At 51.2% G+C, this 22,512-nt stretch carries 23 protein-coding genes, 4 tRNA genes and 1 pseudogene; 11 read left to right on the plus strand and 17 right to left on the minus strand.

Annotated features, from left to right (window positions below; translation table 11 throughout):
* Nucleotides 1–2: 2 nt before the first annotated feature.
* From uvrB to ACT3XD_RS04345, 3 genes are read right to left on the minus strand one after another with little or no spacing between them, the layout of a single operon-like run.
* A complete protein-coding gene (uvrB, locus tag ACT3XD_RS04335) occupies nt 3–2,027 on the minus strand; it encodes an excinuclease ABC subunit UvrB (RefSeq protein WP_192538676.1) in 2,025 nt (674 codons plus the stop codon).
* Nucleotides 2,028–2,047: 20 nt separating this feature from the next.
* Nucleotides 2,048–2,455 (minus strand): OsmC family protein, encoded by a 408-nt coding sequence (locus ACT3XD_RS04340; protein WP_018916098.1) that lies wholly within the window; start codon nt 2,453–2,455, stop codon nt 2,048–2,050.
* Entirely contained in the window at nt 2,455–2,652 is a 198-nt protein-coding gene (locus tag ACT3XD_RS04345; RefSeq protein ID WP_018916097.1) for a hypothetical protein, read from the minus strand. The genes ACT3XD_RS04340 and ACT3XD_RS04345 overlap by 1 nt, the downstream gene beginning before the upstream one ends.
* A 161-nt stretch (nt 2,653–2,813) precedes the next feature.
* Between ACT3XD_RS04345 and ygfZ the strand changes: the two genes are divergently transcribed.
* Nucleotides 2,814–3,776, plus strand: a complete 963-nt coding sequence (ygfZ, locus tag ACT3XD_RS04350) for a CAF17-like 4Fe-4S cluster assembly/insertion protein YgfZ (protein ID WP_192538677.1) — start codon at nt 2,814–2,816, stop codon at nt 3,774–3,776.
* 7 nt (nt 3,777–3,783) lie between these two features.
* On the opposite strand, the pseudogene ACT3XD_RS04355 reads toward ygfZ, so the two are convergent.
* From ACT3XD_RS04355 to ACT3XD_RS04395, 9 genes and pseudogenes are all read right to left on the minus strand, one after another.
* Nucleotides 3,784–4,002 (minus strand): annotated as a pseudogene (locus ACT3XD_RS04355) (TatD family hydrolase); the annotation flags it as partial.
* A 48-nt stretch (nt 4,003–4,050) separates the two neighbouring features.
* Nucleotides 4,051–5,640: a peptide chain release factor 3 gene (locus tag ACT3XD_RS04360; RefSeq protein WP_192538678.1), complete on the minus strand. Its 1,590-nt coding sequence runs from the start codon at nt 5,638–5,640 to the stop codon at nt 4,051–4,053.
* A 199-nt stretch (nt 5,641–5,839) separates the two neighbouring features.
* On the minus strand, nt 5,840–6,364 hold the full coding sequence (locus ACT3XD_RS04365) for a hypothetical protein (RefSeq protein ID WP_192538679.1): 525 nt from the start codon (nt 6,362–6,364) through the stop codon (nt 5,840–5,842).
* A 281-nt stretch (nt 6,365–6,645) separates the two neighbouring features.
* Complete coding sequence (locus ACT3XD_RS04370; protein WP_192538680.1) at nt 6,646–6,855, minus strand: putative motility protein; 210 nt, start codon at nt 6,853–6,855, stop codon at nt 6,646–6,648.
* Between the two features lie 99 nt (nt 6,856–6,954).
* Nucleotides 6,955–8,202, minus strand: coding sequence for an NAD(P)/FAD-dependent oxidoreductase (locus ACT3XD_RS04375; RefSeq protein ID WP_192538681.1), 1,248 nt, complete (start codon nt 8,200–8,202; stop codon nt 6,955–6,957).
* A 363-nt stretch (nt 8,203–8,565) separates the two neighbouring features.
* Nucleotides 8,566–8,640 (minus strand) — tRNA-His (locus ACT3XD_RS04380).
* Between the two features lie 34 nt (nt 8,641–8,674).
* A tRNA-His gene (locus ACT3XD_RS04385) sits at nt 8,675–8,749 on the minus strand.
* 61 nt (nt 8,750–8,810) lie between these two features.
* Nucleotides 8,811–8,887, minus strand: a tRNA-Arg gene (locus tag ACT3XD_RS04390).
* 90 nt (nt 8,888–8,977) lie between these two features.
* Nucleotides 8,978–9,054, minus strand: a tRNA-Pro gene (locus ACT3XD_RS04395).
* 206 nt (nt 9,055–9,260) lie between these two features.
* Between ACT3XD_RS04395 and folD the strand changes: the two genes are divergently transcribed.
* Both folD and mtnN read left to right on the plus strand, forming a co-directional pair.
* A complete protein-coding gene (gene folD, locus ACT3XD_RS04400; protein WP_192538682.1) occupies nt 9,261–10,121 on the plus strand; it encodes a bifunctional methylenetetrahydrofolate dehydrogenase/methenyltetrahydrofolate cyclohydrolase FolD in 861 nt (286 codons plus the stop codon).
* Nucleotides 10,122–10,225: 104 nt separating this feature from the next.
* Entirely contained in the window at nt 10,226–10,939 is a 714-nt protein-coding gene (mtnN, locus tag ACT3XD_RS04405) for a 5'-methylthioadenosine/S-adenosylhomocysteine nucleosidase (RefSeq protein WP_192538683.1), read from the plus strand.
* A gap of 66 nt (nt 10,940–11,005) precedes the next feature.
* On the opposite strand, the gene pyrC is transcribed toward mtnN, so the two are convergent.
* A complete protein-coding gene (gene pyrC / locus ACT3XD_RS04410) occupies nt 11,006–12,043 on the minus strand; it encodes a dihydroorotase (protein ID WP_192538684.1) in 1,038 nt (345 codons plus the stop codon).
* Nucleotides 12,044–12,188: 145 nt separating this feature from the next.
* Here pyrC and ACT3XD_RS04415 point away from each other — a divergent pair, with 145 nt between their 5' ends.
* The 3 genes from ACT3XD_RS04415 to ACT3XD_RS04425 all read left to right on the plus strand — a co-directional run bounded on the left by ACT3XD_RS04415 (nt 12,189) and on the right by ACT3XD_RS04425 (nt 14,496).
* Nucleotides 12,189–12,605, plus strand: coding sequence for a hypothetical protein (locus ACT3XD_RS04415; RefSeq protein ID WP_192538685.1), 417 nt, complete (start codon nt 12,189–12,191; stop codon nt 12,603–12,605).
* Nucleotides 12,606–12,612: 7 nt separating this feature from the next.
* A complete protein-coding gene (locus ACT3XD_RS04420) occupies nt 12,613–13,884 on the plus strand; it encodes an ATP-binding protein (RefSeq protein WP_192538686.1) in 1,272 nt (423 codons plus the stop codon).
* A gap of 72 nt (nt 13,885–13,956) precedes the next feature.
* On the plus strand, nt 13,957–14,496 hold the full coding sequence (locus ACT3XD_RS04425) for a response regulator transcription factor (protein ID WP_192538687.1): 540 nt from the start codon (nt 13,957–13,959) through the stop codon (nt 14,494–14,496).
* Between the two features lie 43 nt (nt 14,497–14,539).
* Here the strand turns inward: ACT3XD_RS04425 and ACT3XD_RS04430 are convergent, their stop codons facing one another.
* Nucleotides 14,540–15,313, minus strand: a complete 774-nt coding sequence (locus tag ACT3XD_RS04430) for a 3-hydroxybutyrate dehydrogenase (RefSeq protein WP_192538688.1) — start codon at nt 15,311–15,313, stop codon at nt 14,540–14,542.
* 239 nt (nt 15,314–15,552) lie between these two features.
* Here ACT3XD_RS04430 and ACT3XD_RS04435 point away from each other — a divergent pair, with 239 nt between their 5' ends.
* Together ACT3XD_RS04435 and ACT3XD_RS04440 are read left to right on the plus strand one after the other, a co-directional pair.
* Complete coding sequence (locus ACT3XD_RS04435; RefSeq protein ID WP_192538689.1) at nt 15,553–15,816, plus strand: GrxA family glutaredoxin; 264 nt, start codon at nt 15,553–15,555, stop codon at nt 15,814–15,816.
* A gap of 259 nt (nt 15,817–16,075) precedes the next feature.
* The gene (locus ACT3XD_RS04440; RefSeq protein WP_192538690.1) at nt 16,076–16,843 is read left to right on the plus strand and encodes a DUF1338 family protein; all 768 of its coding nucleotides are present in this window, start codon (nt 16,076–16,078) and stop codon (nt 16,841–16,843) included.
* Between the two features lie 37 nt (nt 16,844–16,880).
* Here ACT3XD_RS04440 and ACT3XD_RS04445 read toward each other — a convergent pair whose 3' ends face one another.
* Both ACT3XD_RS04445 and ACT3XD_RS04450 read right to left on the minus strand, forming a co-directional pair.
* Nucleotides 16,881–17,543 (minus strand): CoA transferase subunit B, encoded by a 663-nt coding sequence (locus tag ACT3XD_RS04445; RefSeq protein ID WP_192538691.1) that lies wholly within the window; start codon nt 17,541–17,543, stop codon nt 16,881–16,883.
* Between the two features lie 59 nt (nt 17,544–17,602).
* Nucleotides 17,603–18,301, minus strand: coding sequence for a CoA transferase subunit A (locus ACT3XD_RS04450; RefSeq protein ID WP_018916080.1), 699 nt, complete (start codon nt 18,299–18,301; stop codon nt 17,603–17,605).
* Between the two features lie 133 nt (nt 18,302–18,434).
* Between ACT3XD_RS04450 and ACT3XD_RS04455 the strand changes: the two genes are divergently transcribed.
* The 3 genes from ACT3XD_RS04455 to ACT3XD_RS04465 all read left to right on the plus strand — a co-directional run bounded on the left by ACT3XD_RS04455 (nt 18,435) and on the right by ACT3XD_RS04465 (nt 21,191).
* Nucleotides 18,435–19,325 (plus strand): LysR family transcriptional regulator, encoded by an 891-nt coding sequence (locus ACT3XD_RS04455; RefSeq protein WP_192538692.1) that lies wholly within the window; start codon nt 18,435–18,437, stop codon nt 19,323–19,325.
* Nucleotides 19,326–19,416: 91 nt separating this feature from the next.
* Complete coding sequence (locus tag ACT3XD_RS04460) at nt 19,417–20,298, plus strand: acyltransferase (RefSeq protein WP_192538693.1); 882 nt, start codon at nt 19,417–19,419, stop codon at nt 20,296–20,298.
* Nucleotides 20,299–20,417: 119 nt separating this feature from the next.
* Nucleotides 20,418–21,191 (plus strand): murein hydrolase activator EnvC family protein, encoded by a 774-nt coding sequence (locus ACT3XD_RS04465; RefSeq protein ID WP_192538694.1) that lies wholly within the window; start codon nt 20,418–20,420, stop codon nt 21,189–21,191.
* 133 nt (nt 21,192–21,324) lie between these two features.
* On the opposite strand, the gene gcvT is transcribed toward ACT3XD_RS04465, so the two are convergent.
* Entirely contained in the window at nt 21,325–22,437 is a 1,113-nt protein-coding gene (gene gcvT / locus ACT3XD_RS04470) for a glycine cleavage system aminomethyltransferase GcvT (RefSeq protein ID WP_192538695.1), read from the minus strand.
* Between the last annotated feature and the right edge of the window lie 75 nt (nt 22,438–22,512).

Below are 22,512 nucleotides of genomic sequence, written 5' to 3' on the forward strand. Positions count from 1 at the left end.
ACCTACCCTAGCGCCAGCTGTTTTTCTTTCATTTGATGCACTTGGTCGCGCAGGCGCGCCGCCTCTTCGAACTCCAGGTTCTGGGCAGCTTCGAACATGGCATCCTCCAGCTTGCTGATAGCGGCTAGCAAATCATGCGGGCCCATATTGGCGATATCATACTGGCCTTCGCCCTCGGCCACCTTGCGCTCAGCGCCACGCTTACGGCTGTTCTTTTTACCTGGCGTTTGCGCAGCTTCAAGTATATCCGCTACGGAGCGGGTAACGGTTGTTGGCGTAATACCGTGCTTTTCATTATGCGCTTTCTGTTTGGCCCGACGACTCTCGGTCACATCAATGGCTTTACGCATTGAATCGGTAATACGATCCCCGTATAAAATAGCCTTGCCGTGAGCATTACGCGCAGCTCGACCGATAGTCTGAATCAGTGAGCGTTCAGCACGCAAAAAGCCTTCTTTATCCGCATCAAGAATGGCAACCAGCGACACCTCGGGGATATCAAGCCCCTCACGAAGCAGGTTAATCCCCACCAGCACATCAAATTTGCCTAAGCGGAGATCGCGAATGATTTCCACCCGCTCGACCGTATCGATATCGGAGTGCAAATAACGGACACGCACACCATGCTCGTCAAAATATTCGGTTAAATCCTCGGCCATGCGCTTGGTCAGCGTGGTCACCAGTACGCGCTCGCCTACTGCGGTACGCAACCCAATCTCGGAGAGTAGATCATCCACCTGGGTGCTGGCGGGGCGTACTTCGATTTCAGGGTCCAGAAGCCCCGTCGGGCGTACTACCTGCTCGACAACCTGGCTTGCATGTTCAGCCTCATATTTACCCGGTGTCGCCGAGACAAAGATTGCCTGAGGTACAATCGACTCCCACTCTTCAAACTTCATGGGTCGGTTATCCAGCGCCGAGGGCAACCGAAAACCGTACTCCACCAGCGTCTCTTTACGCGAACGGTCGCCTTTATACATACCGCCTACTTGCGGCACGCTGACGTGAGACTCATCAATAAACAGCAGCGCATCGTCAGGCAGGTAGTCAAAAAACGTGGGCGGCGGCTCACCTGGCGCCCGGCCAGATAAATAGCGCGAGTAGTTCTCGATCCCGTTGCAGTAACCCAGCTCAAGCATCATTTCGATATCATAGAGCGTACGCTGCTCGAGGCGCTGCGCTTCTACCAGACGCTCGTGCTTGCGCATCCAGTCAAGGCGCTCTTTCAATTCAGCCTTGATCGAGTCGATTGCCCCCATAATGGTCTCGCGGGGGGTAACATAGTGCGATTTAGGATAAATCGTCATACGCGGTACCTGACCCCGTATATCCCCGGTTAACGGATCGAACAGGCGAATAGTGTCGATCTCGTTATCAAACAGCTCAACACGCACCGCTTCTTCATCAGAATCGGCCGGAAAGATATCAATTACATCGCCACGTACACGGTAGGTACCGCGCCGAAAATCCATATCGTTGCGGGTATATTGAAGCTCCGCCAAGCGGCGCAGAAAGGCTCGCTGATCGATTAACTCGCCGCGGGTAAAGTGCAGTCGCATCTTTAAATACTGGTCGGGATCACCCAACCCGTAAATTGCCGAAACGGATACCACAATGAGCGCGTCACGACGCTCAAGCAGCGCTTTAGTGGCCGAAAGGCGCATCTGCTCAATGTGATCATTGATAGAGGCATCTTTTTCGATAAACGTATCGGATGACGGCACATAGGCCTCAGGCTGATAGTAATCGTAATAAGATACGAAATACTCAACGGCGTTATCGGGAAAGAAGGCCTTGAACTCCCCATAAAGCTGCGCCGCTAGCGTTTTATTGGGCGCCATCACGATAGTCGGGCGCTGAAGTTGTTGCACTATGTTCGCCATAGTGAACGTTTTGCCCGACCCGGTTACCCCCAGTAGCGTTTGATGGGCAAGACCTGACTCCAGGCCGCCGACCAACTCTTTAATGGCGTTTGGCTGATCACCGGCAGGCTTAAATTTCGACTGCAACCGAAACTCTTTGCTCATCGTCGCTCCTAACTGGGAAATTAAACCGTTTGCGTGGTGATATCGATTGTTGACTGAGTCATCAGCCGCTGAATAGGACAGCGATGGCTGATATCCTCGAGCCTGGCCCGCTGCTCCGGGTCAGTAATACCATGCAGCGTTAGCACCACATTCAATTTGTACGTGCCTTTGGCTTCCTGGCTATCATCCCGCTGAACCGTTACGGTAATCGCTGTAAGCGGCCACTGCTTACGCTTGGCATACATTTGCACCGTAATCGCCTTACAGGTGCCCAGGGCGATATCAAAATAGTCGTGCGGGTCTGGCGCGCTGCCTTCACCACCGACCACTTCGGGAACATCGGCATATAAGGCTTCCAGGCTATCGACTTCAACTCGTTGCCGAAACGCGTGGTTACGCTGACTGATTACCGTAATAGGCGGATGCATCAGGATACTTTCACTCCTAGTTTCAACTTCTCGACGGCGTTGATTAGCGCCTCACGTTTAACGCGGCCATCCACGTCTGCCCCATGGCGACCGACTTCTGCACTATCGACACCATCCAGCATCATCAACGCCGTGGTAATCTTGTTGACCTGTTCGGCATCTTTTACGCCTTGAAATGTTAGTGATTGCTGTGCCATGACGTTATCTTCCTCATTTATTCCTATGCAAAACTGATACAGAAGAAAGAGTCTAGCACGCTAATGACACCTTGCAATTAGCGTCTTTTGCCCACAGGTTGAGAGGCTTAGCGTCCTTACCACCCTTTTAACTATCAGCTACCTTCAAACCAGGAGTTTATATGGCAACGGTTATCCCCTCCACTACGATCACCGACAACGTGCGCCTGAGCCACCTGGCAGCACTGGATGTAAAAGGGGCAGATGCTGAAAAATTCCTACAGGGCCAAACAAGCGCTCAGGTGAGTTTAGCCGATGGCGAGTTTGCGCCACTTACCTGCTTTTGCACACCTAAAGGCAGAATGCTGGCTAATGGGCAGCTTCTTCGCCTCAATGCCGAACACTTCAGATTGATACTCAGCACGTCGCTGGTCGCCTCGCTGGCGGCCCATTTAAACAAGTTCGCCGCGTTCTACCGCGCCGAACTGGTACATAACACTGAGGTTACATTTATTGGCGCCAGCGACAATGCAAGCTCGTTAGCAACTTCTCTGAATGTAACGCTTCCCGAGAAACCCTTCGCTCAGAGTGTAAACAACCTTACAAGCGTTATCCGTGTGCCTGGGGAAATGCCCCGCTGGCTATTTTGTGTATCAGATGCGTCTTCTCTAAGCGTGGTCGACGATGAACCGCAAAAGGCGGCTTGGCAGCTTGAAGATATCCGCAGCGGAATCGCCTGGCTGACAGAAGCTCAACAGGATCACTTTTTACCCCAGATGCTTAACTGGGAGGCACTAGGCGGGGTGAGTTTTAAGAAAGGCTGTTATACCGGTCAAGAAGTAGTTGCCCGAGCGCACTTTCGTGGACAAGTTAAAAAGCGCTTGGTTCACGCTGAGCTCAAGGCAAATACATTGCCGGACGTCGGCGCCAGCATTACCAACGAAGTAGATAAAGCCTTGGGCGAAGTAGTGACAAGCGTTAGAAAAGATAATGACAGCGTGGAATTACTCGCCGTCATGAGTACCAAAGCAGTCGAAGAAGCGATGTCGCTTTATTGGGAAGGTAGCACCGTCACCCTGTTGCCGTTGCCTTACCCTCTTGAACGGCTTGACCCTGAACAACAAGCGGCGTCAATCAAGAGCTGAACCAATATCAGTCGATGGCGAGTTTAAACAAGCGAGCGGCATTCGCAGTACTGCATGCCGCTATTTGCTGCTCAGTCTGACCACGCAGATCTGCCACAATGCGACACACCTGAGCAACGCGCTTGGGTTCATTACGCTCGCCCTGGTGGCCGCTTAACGGCATATCGGGGCTATCAGTTTCTAACACAAAACCATCAGAGAGCGAGTTGCAGATAAGCGTGCGCAAGCCCTTCCCTGGGCGCACCGATATCAGATTTCATTGAGAGCCGCGGAATTAATGCTCGCGAGTAGGCTGGAAACGAATATCCGGCCAGCGCTCTTGGGTCATCTGTAAATTAACCCGCGTAGGTGCAATGTAGGTTAAGTAGCCACCGCCATCAATGGCAAGGTTGGCGCTGGCCTTACGCTTAAACTCTTCCAGCATTTTGGCATCTTCGCAGTATATCCACCGCGCCGTTTGCACATTAACCCCTTCGTACAAACAGTCGACCTTGTACTCTTCCTTCAGCCGGTGGGCAACCACATCAAACTGCAGTGTACCCACTGCGCCAAGAATCAGGTCATTGTTGTCCATGGGCATGAACACCTGCGTGGCGCCCTCTTCCGAGAGCTGCTGCAGACCTTTCTGAAGCGCCTTCATCTTCAAAGGATCTTTTAGGCGTACACGCTTGAAGAGTTCAGGGGCAAAGTGAGGAATACCGGTAAAGCGCATATCCTCACCGACCGTAAAGGTATCGCCGATCTGAATCGTGCCATGGTTATGCAAACCAATGATATCGCCGGGCCAGGCTTCCTCAACATGCGAGCGGTCAGATGCCATAAACGTCAGCGCATCGGCAATCTTGACGTCCTTGCCGATCCGCACGTGGCGCATCTTCATGTTTTTCTCGTACTTGCCGGAGCACACACGCAAAAAGGCGATGCGATCACGGTGATTAGGGTCCATGTTGGCCTGTATTTTAAATACAAACCCGGTAAAGCGTTCGTCCTGCGCAGTTACTTCACGTACGTCGGTGTCATGCGGCTGGGGAGCAGGTGCATACTCTACAAAGCCGTCCAACATTTCACGTACGCCAAAGTTACCCATGGCGGTACCGAAGTAAACCGGTGTGAGTTCGCCCCGACGGTAGGCTTCAAGGTCAAATTCATGCGAAGCACCGCGCACCAGCTCTACCTCCATACGCAGCTCTTCTGCCTGCTCTTCACCGAGTACAGCATCGACTTCTGGGCTATCCAGTCCTTCAATCCGCTTATCTTCGGGAATGCGGCTACCCTGGCCTTGCGTATAGAGGTGAATCACATCGTTATACAGGTGATACACGCCTTTAAAATGGCGCCCCATGCCCACCGGCCATGTCATCGGTGCACATTGGATATTAAGAACAGTCTCGACTTCATCCATGACTTCGATAGGGTCACGAATGTCACGGTCCATCTTGTTGATAAAGGTGAGGATGGGCGTGGTACGAAGGCGGCACACTTCCATCAACTTAACGGTTCGATCTTCGACGCCCTTGGCGCCGTCAATCACCATCAAGGCAGAGTCAACGGCCGTTAAAGTACGATAGGTATCTTCAGAAAAGTCTTCATGTCCTGGGGTATCAAGCAAGTTAACGATACGCCCGCCGTAGGGGAACTGCATAACGGAGGTCGTTACCGAGATCCCCCGCTCCTGCTCCATCTTCATCCAGTCAGAAGTCGCGTGGCGGTCGTTACGTTTACTCTTTACCGAGCCGGCCAGCTGGATGGCATTACCAAATAGCAGCATTTTTTCGGTAATCGTCGTCTTACCCGCATCCGGGTGCGAAATGATTGCAAAGGTGCGTCTAAGCCCCGCCTCGTAGGCTAACTGGGTATCTTTCATCTTGCCTCTATAGAAATTTGTACTCAGCTGCGTACTTACGCTTCGTAAGGAAGCCTTAAGCAACTCAAACTGAGGTTTGCATAATTGGGCGAGATTGTACCGTTAGGAGGGAGCAGGTGCCATGTTCATCACAAGGAAGTGTTAACGCAGGAACTAATAGTGCAGTTATACCCCGCCTAAGCGGGGCATAATAGATCGATTACTCGACAACGGGGCCTTCTTCCTCACCACCGCCTTCTTCCCACTCTTCAGTATTACCTGTAGGAGCGGCTGTACCCCGCGGCTCGCTATTGATTGTTTCCTGGCCGGCTGCATGACTATGAGCCTGGTTTTGGTTACCGGTTTCAACAACCGGGCCTTCGTCCTCACCACCGCCCTCTTGCCACTCTTCTTTATTGCCGGTAGAAGCGGCTAAACCACGCGGCTCACTATTGATCGCTTCATGGCCGGTTGAATGACTCCGCTCATGATCTTCGATATCAACGACCGGGCCCTCTTCTTCGCCACCGCCACTTTCCCACTCTTCTTTATTTCCAGTAGGAGCAGCTGCGCCGCGAGGCTGGTTTTCCAACACTCCCTCGTGACCTGCTCCCTGGACAGTGCTAGTACTTGTAGTAGTACCTGTATCAGTGCTCGTGTCAGTCTGAGCAAACACCAGAGGGCTTGCGGTCAAACCTAACGCCACGCCTAAGATACTAATTTTTTTCAACGTTTCCTTGTTCATAGCGATTCCTTTTTTGGCTACATATGCCTGGATAGCAAACAATTATTTAAAACCCACCCTACATATGTAGCAGTCGCATCACTTTTTGTAAAAGTTTTGTAAGACTTAGTTTTTAATCATTCGTTGCTCACAAGCAAAAAATAATGGAGGTGGGAGCGATTAGATTTAGCGTTCACCCAGCTGCCTCGGCTGGAAAACGATCCAGAAAAAACTATAAAAAAACGCCGAACAAGTCGGCGTTTGGCGTTTCAAAATAATCGTAAGCGCTTAATAAGCGCTTATTAAGCATATGTGTTGATCATGGTGCCAACATTGCCATCTTTAGCCAGGCCAGGTTCAGAGCCCATATTAGCGGAAGCCATAATTTCAGTGACTTGCTGAGCCTGCATATCCAAAGCCTGTTTAAACAACTGCATTTGGGCCTGTTCTGCGGTTTGCGCTTGGTTCATATAAAGCGCTGTACTCACCGTATTGCTTATAGAAACATCCATAAACCTTACCCTTAAAAAACCAAACGTTGTCTTAGACTAGCAAAGATACAGGTTAGCCACAAAAAAACGATCGCTACCGCTACGCCTCATTATATCTAATCAAGATCCAAAACGATCTGCTCGAAATGGTGCCATATCAATTTCTGTAGGCTTGTCTTCCATCATATCAGCCAATAGCTGCCCTGTGGCCGGACCAAGGGTAAAACCTTGATGGCCATGACCAAACGCTAGCCATAACCCAGGGTGACGCGGTGCGGGACCAATAACAGGCTTCATATCCGGCAGGCAAGGCCGTGCGCCCTTCCAGGCAACCGTGTCGCGCCGCTCATCCAATGGAAAAATGCTCCGGGCTACTTTTTCTGCAGCGCCCAACTGCTGTTCATCGGCGGGCGATTCCATACGGTCTAATTCAGCCCCCGTGGTCAGGCGAACCCCTGCATTCATTGGCGCTAACAAATAACCAACTTCAGCATCCATCAACCAGTTATTTAATTTGGCGGGTGGCTTAGTGGCATAGTGCATATGGTAGCCACGCTTCACAAAAGTGGGGAAATGATAGCCAAGCCCTTTCATCCAATCGCCAGCCCAAGGCCCCAATGCTACTACCACCTCATCAGCTTCCAGCGTTTGCGCCTGGGTAACCACCCGCCAACGCTCGCCGACCTGCTCAATTTTTTGAATATCCGCCTGAAGAATTTCTCCACCATGTTTAGTCACATCATCAGCGTAAGCGGCCACCAATGCGCCAGGATCTGACACGGTCCACGGATCTAGCCAGTGAATAGCACCTATAATATCGCTTCCCAGATTAGGCTCTTTACGCTCTATACCCGTGCGATCAAGTACAGCAAACTGAACGCCGTAAAGCGCACGCGCCTCTTCAGCCTCTTCAATACGCTTGTCCAAGCGCGCCTGAGTACGGTAAATCTCCAGCCAGCCTTCTCGGCGCACTAAATGCTCAGCACCTGCCGCTTCAATCATTGGCCCGTGTGCTTTTAGGCATAGCTGAATTAGAGAAGCCCATTGCGGAACGATTTTTTTATACTGTCGGGATGATGAGTTATGCCAATAACTTAATAGCGGAGAGGCAGCATTCAACATACCGGCTGCACGATAACGGATATCCACGCGCCGATTAGGCAACACGCTTAAAATTGTTTTCATGTCACGTGGGAATGCGTAGGGACGAACCGCCTCACGCTGAATAATGCCTGCGTTACCAAACGAGGTTTCACGACCAGGCTGACGGCGGTCCACCAGCGTTACCTGATGTCCGCGCTGCTGCAGATGCCATGCGATACTGACACCTACCATGCCTGCACCTAACACCACCGTTTGTCGCGTCATTTTATGCCCCTCGAAGTAGAATCCGTATTTACTATAAACAAAAACTAGAATTAATAAGCATTTGAAAAATATCACTAAACATCAGCCTTTTATATAGTCAAAAAATCTCTTTTAACTATCAAATACAGCAATTAAACCTACTAAAGATTTTATAACAGATGAGTTCACTACCAGGCGCTAATACTGCAGGATAAAAGAAGATAGACAGGTCTCAGAAACTCATACGGGAGGGTCGAATGCAGGTATGCAGAGTAAAAAAAAAGATGTATAGAAAAAAATTAGAAACGCAAAAAACCACAATTAAGTGGATAGAAGATAAAAAAATAAGGAGATCGACACAAGATATATAAGGAGAGAGGTTAATGGGGTGGATGATGGGGATCGAACCCACGACCACCGGAGCCACAATCCGGGGCTCTACCACTGAGCTACATCCACCACAACCTAAAACTGGGGCCTTGCTTCTATCAACTGGGGTGGATGATGGGGATCGAACCCACGACCACCGGAGCCACAATCCGGGGCTCTACCACTGAGCTACATCCACCATTGATAGCACTACTTAGAAGATCACCTAACCGGCTTTGACCATTTAAACGCTTTATTAATGGCACGCCCAGCAGGACTTGAACCCGCAACCTACGGCTTAGAAGGCCGTTGCTCTATCCGGTTGAGCTATGGGCGCACGTAAAGCATTCGAAACAAGCTGAATACCGATGAGCACTTGACCACAACCACGCTCGGAAAAGCAATGTACCACCTTTCACGTTAAGTGTGGTCGGGATGGAGGGATTCGAACCCCCGACATCCTGCTCCCAAAGCAGGCGCGCTACCAGACTGCGCTACATCCCGATTTATCACTCTTGACGCTTACCGCGCTGCCCGTCTCAAGCGAGGCATATATTACTATTTCTAGATTTAAAGTCAACACTTAATGCGATTGATTATGTAGATGCTTTGCCTTACCGCCCTGGCATGCGAAAATTACCTCTAGGCAAATGCTCAAGCAAAATCTGCTTTAGCGCTAAGTGTTTCAACCTCCACAGGGATCCTTGTCAATGACCGCCCAACTTATCGATGGAAAAGCCATCGCTGCTCATGTCCGCCAACGCGTTGCCGAGAAGATAGCAGCACGCAAGCTTGCTGGCGCTCGTGCACCAGGACTAGCCGTTGTTGTGGTCGGGGAAGACCCCGCGTCTCATGTCTATGTGAATACCAAGCATCGAGCCTGCAAGCAGGCTGGAATCCTGTCGTTCCAGCACGCATTGCCAGCAGATACCACTCAGCAGGCATTGGAAAACCTTATCGACCAGCTTAATGCGGATCCACGTATTGATGGCATTCTGGTACAGCTTCCACTCCCAGCTCATCTGGATGCCGGGCCTATTTTAGAGCGTATTCTTCCAGGCAAAGATATTGATGGTTTCCATCCCTACAACTTGGGCAGGCTTGCCCAGCGGCTACCGGCCCTACGCCCTTGTACACCCAAAGGGATAATGACTCTGCTCGCGCAAAGCAATCTTAGCGTACGCGGGCTCAATGCCACGATTGTTGGGGCCTCGAATATTGTAGGTCGCCCCATGGCCCTTGAGCTTATATTGGCAGGATGTACTACGACCATCTGCCATCGTTTTACGCGTGATTTAAAAGCGCATGTCAGCCGAGCGGATCTAGTCATCGTCGCGGTCGGTAAGCCCAGCATCGTAAAAGGCGAATGGATCAAAGAAGGTGCCATCGTGATTGATGTTGGCATTAATCGCCAGGAAGATGGCTCCCTGGTCGGTGATGTTGATTTTGCTGTAGCGGCCGAGCGGGCAAGCTTTATCACCCCCGTACCTGGCGGCGTTGGACCGATGACCGTTGCCACATTATTGGAAAACACCCTTGAAGCGGCTGAACGTCACGACGCTGAAGCCTAGGCTCACGATGTTTTAAATCCTCGATCGTTAATATCCGGCCGTTAATACTAGGTCTTTACTGCTGAATCTTTAATTTTTAACGTATGGACGATGGAGTCTACTCTATGAAGCGTATTGGTATTATTGGCGCGATGGCACAGGAAATTAACGTTCTTGTCGAACAACTCGACAACGCCGAACGCTATGAACACGCTGGATTTGTATTCCATACGGGTACACGCCACGGGCTGGAAATCGTGATTTTGCTATCGGGTATTGGCAAGGTAAATGCGGCAGTAGGTACGGCTATTTTACTAGAGCGCCATCAGCCGGATGCCATTATCAATACCGGCTCAGCGGGCGGCTTTGCAAGCGATCTCAAGATTGGCGATGTGATTATTTCAGATGAGGTTCGCCACCATGATGTAGACGCCGTAGTGTTTGGCTATGAAATTGGCCAGGTACCCGGCATGCCAGCGGCTTACCTGGCAGATAAGCTACTACGCGATATCGCCCGACAAGCCATTGCTACGGTCGGTGAAGTTAACGTTCGTGAAGGACTGATCGCAACAGGCGATGCCTTTATGGCGGACCCTGCCCGCGTCGCAGCGACCCGAGCGCAATTTCCTTCTATGCTAGCCGTGGAAATGGAAGCCGCCGCCATTGCGCAGACCTGTCATCTCTACCAATGCCCGTTTGTAGTCATCCGCGCGCTATCCGATATTCCAGGTAACGACGATAACCACCTATCCTTCGAGGAGTTTCTCGACGTGGCGGCCGCACACTCATCGCGCATGGTGGAAGAGATGCTTTTAGGGCTGGCAAGCGCCAATCAATAAAGCACTCTGCCCTACCACAAACAAACGGAGCCCACTGGCTCCGTTTGTTTTTTATACAGCGAAAGGTTACGCCTTGATTGACCACTCAAGCGACTCACCCGCCAGTAGCGGAATAATCTTTTTGTCTCCAGCATAGGGATAGCTTTCCGGCATATTCCAGGCTTTACGCTCCAGAGTAATCTTATCGGCGTTAGGCGCCAAGCCATAAAAGCGCGGACCATTGAGGCTGGCAAACGCTTCGAGCTTATCCAGTGCATTCATTTCATCAAACGCCCTGGCATATAATTCGATGGCCGCAGGTGCCGTATAAGCGCCAGCACAGCCACAGCTGGACTCTTTATCGCCCTGCGCATGGGGAGCACTGTCGGTGCCCAAAAAGAACTTGGGGCTACCGCTGGTAGCGGCCTTCAATAGTGCCTGACGGTGCTGTTCACGCTTAAGAATGGGCAGGCAGTAATAGTGTGGGCGAATTCCTCCGACCAGCATTTTATTGCGGTTAAACAGCAAATGATGAACGGTAATCGTCGCGGCTACATTATCCGGCGCTGAGGCAACAAGCTCCGCCGCCTGCTGGGTGGTGATATGTTCAAAAACCACCTTAAGCGACGGATGCCGCTCCAGTAGGGGTTTCATTACCTGTTCAATAAATACCGCTTCCCGATCAAAGATATCGATATCGGCGGTGGTTACTTCGCCATGTACTAGCAGCGGCATGCCCACCTTGGCGAGCATTGCGATGGTTTCATCGCAATGGGCCAGATCCGTAACGCCAGAATCCGAATTGGTGGTGGCGCCTGCAGGATAGAGCTTGACGGCCTTGATAACACCGCTTTGTGCTGCGCGCTCAATTTCTTCTGGAGGCGTAGTATCCGTCAGATAGAGCGTCATCAACGGCTCGAACGCACTTCCTTCAGGCAGTGCGGACAAAATACGCTCGCGGTATTCAAGTGCCTGTGCCGTGGTCGTTACCGGTGGGGTTAAGTTAGGCATAATGATCGCGCGCCCCATCTGGGCGGCGGTATGCCCCACCACGGCGCTTAACGCCTCGCCATCGCGTAAATGAAGATGCCAATCATCGGGGCGGGTCAGGGTAATAACGTCCACGGCAAGTCCTAAGCAGGTAAAAGAAAAAAACGCCAATACAGTATACGCGATAAGGCTGGCAGAGAAATCTGCTCATCGTTGCCACAGCGCGTGCCAAGTATCGTATTATAACGGCACTTTTAGAGGTTCTAAGGTCCAATTGTTTATGCAAAACGTGCGACGCTATGCGGACATCATTGCCAGCATAGAAGGTTTGGTGTGGCTAGGCTTGGCCTGGTCAATCTCCATTTCGGTCCATAACGGGAGTACCGAGCCAACTTTGGCAGCTCTATTCATTGCTGGCGCACTAATTTTATTTAGCTGGGCGCATCGTCCTATGCGCTTTTTATTGCGTCGTTACCATATTCGCAAGCGGCGTACGGATATGTGGATCCATATCCTGGCTCTCCCGCTGTTATTAGCAATGTTTTTTCATATCATGGTAGAAGCAACATTCGGCGATACATGGCTGCCACCTAAAATGTTGCTATTCAATCTTTTAGCCTCAGCGGGTTGGCTTACATACGTTATGACCCTGATCATCAAATCTATTATCCACAATATTAAAACGTCCAAGAAATAGGTGGCCCATGCAACCCGCTCTGCCGCTTCCTCTCTCTACGCCTAACCGAAATCTTGTTCGCCTAACGATTGTACGCGGCATCACCTGGACAGGTTTTTTACTTGCAATCATCGTGGGCGTTGAGCTTTTAGGATTCAATTTACCGGTTACCGCCGTCGTAAGTGTCGTTATCGCGATGGGGGCTTTGAATATCGTCACTTGGTGGCGCCTGGGTCGTCCACGTGCGGTTGAGCATATTGAGTATCTGCTGCATCTATTAGCGGACATTACCGGACTAACGCTTTTATTCTATTTTTCTGGTGGTTCAACCAACCCGTTCATCACTTACTATCTGGTGCCGGTCACCATTGCCGCGGCAACGCTACCGTGGCGCCACGCCTGGGCTTGTGCTGGCAGTGCCATGGCCGGCTACAGTTTTTTAATGTTCTATTACCACCCAATCCCTCAACTAGGCCATATCAATAGCGATGTGATGCTTAACCTACATGTTCTGGGAATGTGGCTAAACTTTGGCCTCTCTGCGGGCTTGGTAACTTTCTTTATTTACAAAATGGCCTATGCATTACGCAGCCGTGATAAAGCCCTTTCGCGCACCCGAGAAGCGGCACTGCGTAACGAGCAGGTGCTGGCCGTGGCGACCCAGGCCGCCGGCACAGCCCATGAACTAGGCACTCCGCTCTCAACCATGGCCATTTTATTAAAAGAGATGCAGGAAGAAACTCCTGAAGATGGGACCCTGCATCAAGATATTCGCCTGCTTCGCCAGCAGGTCGATATTTGCAAATCGCGCTTACAGCACTTGGTTACCAGCTCTGATCGCCAACGCATGGCTGAGCCAGAAATATTGGATGCGCAGGATTGGCTGACCGGAGTGGTGCAGCGCTGGCTGGTATTACGCCCAGATGTCAGTCATCAGTTTGATATTACCGAAAAGCGCGGCAGGCCTTGGCTTGCGGTAGATACCACGCTGGATCAGGCGCTCATGAACCTGTTGAATAACGCCGCAGATGCCAACCCCGAGCATATCGCCGTTCGCCTGGACTGGCAGGAAGAGAGCGTGGTCATCGATATTCGCGATCACGGGCCGGGGATTGCCATGTCCATTGCTGACCAGCTTGGCGACACGTTTATTTCCACCAAGAGCAAAGGCATGGGAATTGGTTTGTTTTTAACCCATGCCACGATCAACCGCTTTGGTGGCGGTGTCAGCCTGTATAATCACCCCGAAGGCGGCACCCTGACAGAAGTGACGCTGCCGAGAAGTTCAGCCCCCAATTAAAGTGCAGACCTGCCTAAGTAATGTATTTAAAACGCGCTTTAATCAGTTTCAAACAACCACGCTGAGGACATCATGCAAACGACAGATCAACGCCTATTAATTATTGATGATGATGAAATGTTCTGTCATGTCCTGAGCCGTGCCTTTACTCGCCGCGGTTTTGAAGTAATGACAGCGCACGATGCCGACCAGGCGCTCGCTGTCGCAACTCAGTTTCAACCCACAATGGCAACGTTGGATCTAAAACTTGAAAATAGCTCAGGACTAAAACTGCTGCCTGACATGCTAGCTGCCGTTCCCAGCTGTCGCATTGTCGTTCTGACCGGCTACTCCAGCATTGCCACCGCCGTTGAAGCGATGAAGCTTGGGGCGGTTAACTACCTGTGCAAGCCAGCTGATGCAGACGATATTATTGCCTCGTTTGAGCAACAGGAGGGCGATCCCAATATTGAACTTGCAGATAATCCACCTTCAATTAACCGTATCACCTGGGAGCACATTCAAAAGGTGCTTCAAGAGCATGATGGGAATATTTCCGCGACGGCCCGGGCGCTAGGCATGCATCGCCGTACGCTGCAGCGTAAACTGCAAAAACGCCCTGTACGGCGCTAAGTAAATAACACCTCGTCACATTGACTGAGCGTAGCGGAAAGCGTTACTGGGCTGTCCAGCCTAGATCAATATTCCAACTTGCCCCGGTTACCGCGCCGGCGGCATCGGATGCTAAGTACGCCACCATTTGGGCGACTTCTTGAGGCTCGATCAAACGTTTAACCGCTGCGTTTTTAAGCATGATTTTTTCGACAACTTCCTGTTCATCCATATTATTAAGCTTGGCCTGATCAGCGATTTGATTGTCAACCAAAGGGGTTTTTACATAGGCCGGACATATCGCATTGGCAGTGATTCCTTGCGTTCCACCCTCAAGCGCTGCCGTTTTGGTAAAACCGATCAAACCATGCTTTGCACTAACATAAGCAGCCTTGCCCGGTGAGGCTACCTGCGCGTGCACCGAGGCGATATTAATAATACGCCCCCATTCTGCTTTGCGCATATGAGGCCATGCGGCCTGCGCCAATAAGAAAGGTGCCGTCAACATCAGATCAATAATCTGACGCCACTTCTCCTCAGGAAAATCTTCGATTGCCGACACATGCTGAACACCGGCGTTATTGACCAATATATCCACGCTGCCAAAACGTCTTACAGCATCGTTGACCGCCTCACGACACGCCAAGGGGTCAGTCAAATCAGCTTGGAAAAAAGCCGCACCAGCAGCATCAGCTACTTCCTTACCTGCCGAGTTAAAGTCGACCGCAAGCACTTGATAGCCTAATTCGCAAAAATGCTTGACGACAGCCGCGCCAATGCCGCTGCTAGTGCCTGTTACTAGGGCGACACGAGGTGTTGAGCCTGTTTGAGACGTCATTCAGCGTTCCTTTTCGAGTAAGTAAAAACTGCTTAGCGAGAAACTCTATGAGTATAGAAGCCTCTTCAGTCTGATGCATACTCCTTACACACTGTTTACCCTAAGCTTTCCAGTAATGGGCGCGATTGCAAGCCGCGTCAATCACTGTGATTATCTGCATCTATTGGCGAAATGAGCGCGGCTACGCCACAATAAGCGCCGCTTCCCCTATTTAAACCCTCGACATCAGGAGCTCTTACATGTTTGTGGTAATTTTTGGCAGAATGTCCTGCCCTTTTTGTGTTCGCGCCAAATATCTTGCTGAACGGCTGGAATCAGCGGGTAAAATAGAGGGGTATCGCTATGTCGATATGCCTTCTGAAGGCGTGACTAAGGAAGACATCGCTAAAACAGCGGGTAAGCCCATTTACACGGTCCCTCAAGTATTTGTTGATCAAACGCATGTGGGCGGCTTTACAGAATTTGACCAGTTCGTTCGTGATAAGCAGTTACTCACGTCTTAGGGCTATAATTCAGCTCCTTCTACGCTGCGGGGTTTGGCAAGGAAACGCCCTGCTTTGCCCCTTTCAATTCTTTGCTCCCCAGCCCGCCACCGCGATAAAACCACGCGATCACTAGCGAAGGGTTACCGGCACTAAGCTAACTTTTGCGTTAAATATACCCCTTCTCCGCGTTGAAAACGGGGCTTAGCCGTTTGCCTATACTGAAGGGAACAAGTCATTTACTTCTAATAGAGCTTGTTTAGGCGGAGAGGACACCATCATGCAACGTGATGAATTCATACAACAGCTGTGGCTTGATTACATTCACATGCATCCTGATATTGGTGCCTTGAGACTCTGGCCACTGTCCACTATGCCGGAGTACTTAACCCTCGTTACGCTTAACCATGGCTCTTTTGCTGCTTCTGCCTTAAATAGCCGACTTGCGCATATGGGGTATCGCCATGTCGATCACTATGCCATGGCAGATAAAGGACTACTGATCCATCTACTCGCCCCCAATGATAACGGCAGTTGGCTTGTATTAGCCGAGCTGCAGCTTGCCACACTCCCCAAATCCCCGCGTGAGGCGCTGGGCGTACTGATCAATCAATCCCATCCTCAGGATTGCGTTGGGCATAATCTGCTGTGCCGTGGGCGCCCGTGGCCGATGCCTACCTGGCGACTTTACCAACAGATTCAACACGCCAGCCCATTGGCGGCTTGGATAGCCGTAATGGGGCCTCGTTTGCATCATGCAGGTTTTGATTGTGAAGCGCTAGGCAACTCGTTAACTGAGCTCAATGGTCAACTAGCGACGGCGGGCATGCCCTGCTTAAAAGAATCTCATAACGGCGTTTTCTCGCATTCATCGCTGATAGATCATTACTTTTACCCCACCATGCCGCAAAAGGTAACGTTTAGTGAAGGCGATGAGCACCGCCTGTGTCTGGGAGGACTAGCGCTGACTGAAAAGCACATAGAGGCAGGCCATGAAAGGATTGCCCAACTATTAATGCCGGCCCATGCGCGTTGCGAAATTGCTTAGGCGGCCATCCAAGACCGCCCAGTTGCGAAACTAGCGCTTAATCAGCAAACGTCATTTCCGGCACGTGGTCTGGCACTATCAACTTACCCGCTGTCTTTTCGATAATTTCCTCAACACTCACCCCTGGCGCACGCTCTTTAAGGACAAACGCACCATCTTTAATTTCCAGATAGGCCAAATCAGTCAGCACGCGATTAATACACCCAGCACCAGTAAGCGGCAGCGCACATTTTTCCAGCAGCTTGGATTCGCCATGTTTAGACGCATGAGTCATGGTACAAATAATATTTTCAGCGCCTGCCACTAAGTCCATGGCGCCGCCCATCCCCTTGATCAGCTTCCCAGGGACCATCCATGAAGCAATATTGCCTTCCTGATCGACCTCAAAAGCGCCAAGCACGGTTAAATCAACGTGCCCACCACGAATCATGGCAAATGACTCAGCGGAGGAGAAAATAGCAGCTCCAGGCCGGGCCGTTACGGTTTGCTTGCCTGCATTAATCATATCGGCATCCAGCTCTTCCTCGGTCGGGAAACGGCCCATACCCAATAGGCCGTTTTCCGACTGGAGCATGACGTCGATTCCATCAGGAATGTAATTGGCAACCAGGGTGGGAATACCAATACCCAGATTGACGTAGAAACCATCTTCAAGCTCGCGTGCGACACGCTGTGCCATTTGTTCTCGTGTTAAAGCCATGGTGGCAACCTCGTTATTGGACGTTAAAAAAATAGAGTGAGCCGTTATGCATCAAGAGATTAGCTATGCAGCGTGCGTTTCTCGATGCGCTTCTCGAACGTGCCTTGAATGATTCGATCCACATAAATTCCCGGCGTGTGGATCTGACTAGGCTCAAGCTCACCTGGCTCTACAATTTCTTCAACTTCAACCACGGTAATTTTCCCCGCCGTTGCCGCCAATGGATTAAAGTTTTGCGCGGTATGACGGTAAACCACATTGCCATAGCGGTCCGCTTTCCACCCTTTCACGATCGCGAAATCACCCACCAACGCTTCTTCCAGTATGTAATGGCGCCCGTTGAATTCGCGTACTTCCTTGCCTTCACCAATCGGCGTGCCATAGCCCGTCGCGGTATAAAAAGCCGGAATACCGGCGCCCCCGGCACGCATTTTCTCAGCAAGCGTCCCCTGCGGAGTCAAAATAACCTCTATTTCGTCATTGAGCATCTGCTGCTCAAAGAGCGCGTTTTCTCCCACATAAGAGGCAAATATTTTACTGATCTGGCGGTCTTCCAACAGTACGCCCAAACCAAACCCGTCGACGCCGCAGTTGTTGGAGGCGACCGTGAGATTTTTGACCCCTCGGCGTTTAATTTCTGCAATTAGGTTTTCCGGAATCCCGCATAGCCCAAAACCACCAGCCAATACGGTCATACCATCTTCGATACCTTCCATCGCTTCTGCGTAGGAACCTACACGCTTATCAAATCCTGCCATTGCTCGGCCTCACATTATTGTCGGTGGTTCGTAAAATGCGCTTGTCGATAATCTCAGTGTTGTCTCTGTTAATATATTTGTTAAGTTTGTTTTTCTTATCAATTAATTTTAAAAATTTATAAAAGAGAATCATATGACGGTAAAGCAGCTACGGGCTTTCCTAGTGGTCGCCCAAACCCTTAGCTTTACACAAGCCTGTGAACGTCTGCATCTTTCTCAGCCTGCCTTAAGCTTAGCCATTAAAGGGCTGGAGGCCTCACTGGGTGGCAAATTACTTATCCGCAGCACGCGAAGCGTGCGCTTGACGCCGGAAGGAGAGTCCCTGTTACCGCTGGCCAAGCATCTGCTCGCCCAATGGGATAATACCGAAGAACGCCTGCGCCAGCGGTTTACGCTTCAGCTTGGTAGACTTAGCGTAGCCGCCATGCCCTCGTTTGCCTGTAATCTCTTGCCCGCTGCAATGGTAAAGTTTCGTCATCTATACCCTAAAATCAATATCACGGTACATGACGTTATCAACGAAGAAGTGACGGAGATGGTGCGCTCCCGTCAGGTTGAAATGGGGATCATTTTCTCTTCTGAAGGGGCGGATCGCCTGACCTTTACGCCGCTTTTTGATGATCATTTCGTTGCTGTGCTTCCGCCCAGTTCTCCACTCATAAGCAAATGTTCTCTGACGTGGGCTGAGCTTTTAAACAATGACTTTATTACCCTCCAGCGGCCCTCTATGGTGCGCCGCTTGTTAGAGCAGGCGCTAAACCAACAGCATATCGACTTAACCGTGGCTTTTGAAAGCCATCAGCTTTCAACCGTAGGACGCATGGTGGCAGACGGGCTGGGGGTTAGCGCTGTGCCATCAATGTGTATTCGTCAAATGCATGAACTGGGCGCACACTGTGTACCGCTAACCGCCCCCAGTATTTCCTGCCAAGTGGGGATTATCACGCATCAAGAGCTATCCGTGGCAGCTCAAGCGCTACAAACAGTGCTGATTGAAACGGTACAAGCGCCTTGCTTTCCTTGAATGGCAGAATCCTTTTAGCACGTTGTGCTGGGCAGTATGAGCTTGATCCATTAGCATTAAAGGCATTTATTAGTTTTGGCGAAGGATAGGTATGGCGATTTTCAAGGGTTTCGTCAGCATTGTGTTACTCACGCTTAACACCCTTTTTTGGGGCGTACCGCTTATTGCGCTGACCTTTCTAAAGGTTATTATTCCCGTAAGGCGCTATCGAAACTGGATACTGAAAGGCCTATGCGCGGTAGCGCTCAACTGGATTGGAGTTAACTTGTGGTGGATGAAGCGCTGGCTGAAACCCCAGATCAATTTTTCGGTTCCGGATACGCTGAGCCCTCAGCAGTGGTGGCTGGTTATTTCTAATCATCGCAGCTGGACCGATATCTTTATCCTGATGATGGCCTTGCATCGCCGTATCCCAATGCCACGTTTTTTCCTAAAGCGACAGTTAATCTGGATTCCCATTGTAGGGCTTGCCTTTTGGGCGCTTGAGTTCCCCTTTATGCGTCGCTATAGCCGGGAACAGATCACCAAACAGCCTAAGCTGGCCACCATTGATCGGCACTCCACAGAACAGATGTGTCGGCAAGCGCGCCATGCCCCCATCACTATTATCAATTTCATTGAAGGCACTCGGTTCACAGCGGTTAAGCGCGATGTGCAGCAAAGTCCCTATCAGCACTTATTGCGCCCTAAAGCGGGCGGGGTTGCACAGGTACTTGGCCTGCTTGGCGATCAATTGAATGGTATCCTTGACGTAACGATCAGTTACGCTAATCCGTCGCCGACTTTTTGGGGATTTTTATGTGGTAAGGAAGCGCCCATCACACTAAACGCGCACCAATTAGCCATTCCCCAATGGATGTACGAATCCAACTACCACGATGAAAAGCAGCACAAGGAACGCTTCCACGCATGGATCAATTCACTTTGGATGGAAAAAGATGCCCTGTTGGACAGCCAAACCGACCACGCCTAGCTGGCTGGCTTTGCACCTGTTTACTGATTAGCCTTTTGGCGGGGTGTGCGAGCTCTCCTTCTTCAAATCAACGCGCCGCTATACCGACTAACAGCACCAGTCAGCTGAACGGCAACTGGGTGGAAGTTCAGCGTGGGGATACCCTTGGAAAACTGGCTAACCGCGCCAATGTGCCTCTTGAACGCCTTGAGCGCTTTAATCCGGGGGTAAATACCCGGCGCTTGGCCGTTGGACAGCGATTGCTGATACCTACGCAACAAGAACGTGCTCCCTCAGGCGGCCCTTATCGCTATCAGATTCGCGCCGGTGATACCTATTCAAGTATCGCCCGCCACTTTGGTACGACCAGTGGGCGCATTCAGAGTGCCAATGCAGGCACGTCACCTACGGCCTTGAGAGTGGGCCAAATCGTGAGCGTACCGCTTAGCAGCAGTGCCCCGCGTAGTACGCCTGCCAGCAGCTCCGCTTCTTCAAGCTCAAGCCCAACGCCCCCACCGGCGGCTACTTCATTGCCTGCCTCCGCGCGCCGCTGGCCCTGGCCGCTTGAAGACTATCGCGTGGTTCGACGCTTTGGCACGGATAGCCGAGGAACATTACAGCCAATGTTACTCGCCACCCAGGCAGGTGCTCGCGCAAAGTCGGTCGCTGCCGGCGAGGTACGCTTTGCCGATGGCATGCGCCAGTTAGGTGAAGTCGTTATCGTGCATCATGCGGATAATCTACAGACGGTGTATGCGCTTTGCTCGCGCACGCTGGTTTCCGTAGGCCAGCAGGTGAAAGCGGGTGATGAGCTTTGCGAAATAGGTAAGAGCAACGACAGCCAGCGCTATGATCTGCTGTTTGACCTACGCCAGGGAGGTAAGCCTATCGACCCACGCCAGGTACTGCGTTAAGCGTTTGAGCCTCAAGTAAACCTTGAAAAGCCCTGGAAATATTCCGGGGCTTTTTTTGGCTTAAACTTTTGCGCTTTTAATCATGTAAGGCTTAATTAGCTGCGATAGATTGACGGAACCGCGATAAACTGGCTTAACCGCGAAAGTAGCTGGGCTTGATAAATGGCATGGACGTCACGGTTACGGGCAGCTGTTTACCACGAACTTCCGCAAATATGTTACTTCCCTGACTTTCCCACTCACGGCTGACATAGCCCATGGCTACCGGCGTCCCAACGCTTGGGCCAAATGTACCCGACGTCACCACACCAATTTCATTACCTGCTGCATCCAGCAGTATGGCACCTTCACGAATAGGCGCCCGGCCTTCGGCCTGAAGCCCAACGCGCTTACGTGAGTGATCTTTAGCATCAACTTGATGAAGAACCAGGTCAGCCCCTGGGAACCCCGCTGGGCGCTCACCGCCATGACGACGAGGCTTGCCAATGGCCCATATCAACCCGGCTTCCACAGGCGTCGTTGTGGTATCCATATCATGCCCGTAAAGACACAGTCCGGCTTCCAGACGCAACGAGTCGCGGGCACCCAGGCCGATGGCCTCGACTTCCGGCTCAGCCAGCAACCGCTCTGCAAATGCTTCACAAGCATCTGCTGCGATGGAAATCTCAAATCCGTCTTCACCAGTATAACCACTGCGGCTCACCCAAACCTCGTGCCCGTCAATGGTAAAGCGCTGATGCTGCATAAACACCAGTTCGCACGCTTCTGGGCAGAGTCGCTGCATAACCACATGTGCCTGCGGTCCTTGCAATGCCAGTAAACCGCGGTCTAGCGGCTCAATCTCATGAGTGGCGCCCAGATTGGTACGTAAATGTGCTAAATCTTGGTCTTTACACGCGGCGTTAACTACCAAATAAAAGTGATCGCCAGCGTTAACTGCCATCAAATCATCAATAATCCCGCCGTCCGTGCTGGTAAATAACCCGTAGCGCTGCTGGCCTTCTTGTAGGCCTACCAGGTCCGCCGGAATAAGCGTTTCGAGTGCGCTTGCCACATCAGGTCCTGACACCAGGATCTGACCCATATGCGATACATCGAACAAGCCGCACTGCTGGCGCGTATGTTCGTGCTCTTTTTTAACTCCCAGCGGGTACTGCACAGGCATGGCATACCCGGCAAAAGGCACCATCTTGGCGCCTAATTTAAGGTGCAATGCATGAAGTGGCGTATGCTTTTGATCAGTCATGAAATTTCCTTGGTTAAAGCGAGAAACGGGAAGCCATGGCCATAGCTTCCCGATTCAGTTACTGCGTAAGCACTA

Source organism: Halomonas sp. AOP7-B1-5 (genome assembly GCF_052353045.1).
Taxonomy (GTDB): Bacteria; Pseudomonadota; Gammaproteobacteria; order Pseudomonadales; family Halomonadaceae; genus Vreelandella; species Vreelandella colorata.

Bases quoted from the DNA above. Each gene is read 5' to 3' on its own strand.
- ACT3XD_RS04430 (WP_192538688.1), bottom strand. From the start codon at position 15,313: ATGACGTCTCAAACAGGCTCAACACCTCGTGTCGCCCTAGTAACAGGC.
- ACT3XD_RS04360 (WP_192538678.1), bottom strand. From the start codon at position 5,640: ATGAAAGATACCCAGTTAGCCTACGAGGCGGGGCTTAGACGCACCTTT.
- ACT3XD_RS04340 (WP_018916098.1), bottom strand. From the start codon at position 2,455: ATGCATCCGCCTATTACGGTAATCAGTCAGCGTAACCACGCGTTTCGG.
- ACT3XD_RS04370 (WP_192538680.1), bottom strand. From the start codon at position 6,855: ATGGATGTTTCTATAAGCAATACGGTGAGTACAGCGCTTTATATGAAC.
- gcvT (WP_192538695.1), bottom strand. From the start codon at position 22,437: ATGACTGATCAAAAGCATACGCCACTTCATGCATTGCACCTTAAATTA.
- ACT3XD_RS04445 (WP_192538691.1), bottom strand. From the start codon at position 17,543: ATGGCTTTAACACGAGAACAAATGGCACAGCGTGTCGCACGCGAGCTT.
- folD (WP_192538682.1), top strand. From the start codon at position 9,261: ATGACCGCCCAACTTATCGATGGAAAAGCCATCGCTGCTCATGTCCGC.
- ACT3XD_RS04345 (WP_018916097.1), bottom strand. From the start codon at position 2,652: ATGGCACAGCAATCACTAACATTTCAAGGCGTAAAAGATGCCGAACAG.
- ACT3XD_RS04365 (WP_192538679.1), bottom strand. From the start codon at position 6,364: ATGAACAAGGAAACGTTGAAAAAAATTAGTATCTTAGGCGTGGCGTTA.
- ACT3XD_RS04415 (WP_192538685.1), top strand. From the start codon at position 12,189: ATGCAAAACGTGCGACGCTATGCGGACATCATTGCCAGCATAGAAGGT.
- uvrB (WP_192538676.1), bottom strand. From the start codon at position 2,027: ATGAGCAAAGAGTTTCGGTTGCAGTCGAAATTTAAGCCTGCCGGTGAT.
- ACT3XD_RS04435 (WP_192538689.1), top strand. From the start codon at position 15,553: ATGTTTGTGGTAATTTTTGGCAGAATGTCCTGCCCTTTTTGTGTTCGC.
- ACT3XD_RS04420 (WP_192538686.1), top strand. From the start codon at position 12,613: ATGCAACCCGCTCTGCCGCTTCCTCTCTCTACGCCTAACCGAAATCTT.
- ACT3XD_RS04375 (WP_192538681.1), bottom strand. From the start codon at position 8,202: ATGACGCGACAAACGGTGGTGTTAGGTGCAGGCATGGTAGGTGTCAGT.
- ACT3XD_RS04440 (WP_192538690.1), top strand. From the start codon at position 16,076: ATGCAACGTGATGAATTCATACAACAGCTGTGGCTTGATTACATTCAC.
- ACT3XD_RS04450 (WP_018916080.1), bottom strand. From the start codon at position 18,301: ATGGCAGGATTTGATAAGCGTGTAGGTTCCTACGCAGAAGCGATGGAA.
- ACT3XD_RS04425 (WP_192538687.1), top strand. From the start codon at position 13,957: ATGCAAACGACAGATCAACGCCTATTAATTATTGATGATGATGAAATG.
- ACT3XD_RS04460 (WP_192538693.1), top strand. From the start codon at position 19,417: ATGGCGATTTTCAAGGGTTTCGTCAGCATTGTGTTACTCACGCTTAAC.
- mtnN (WP_192538683.1), top strand. From the start codon at position 10,226: ATGAAGCGTATTGGTATTATTGGCGCGATGGCACAGGAAATTAACGTT.
- ACT3XD_RS04455 (WP_192538692.1), top strand. From the start codon at position 18,435: ATGACGGTAAAGCAGCTACGGGCTTTCCTAGTGGTCGCCCAAACCCTT.
- ygfZ (WP_192538677.1), top strand. From the start codon at position 2,814: ATGGCAACGGTTATCCCCTCCACTACGATCACCGACAACGTGCGCCTG.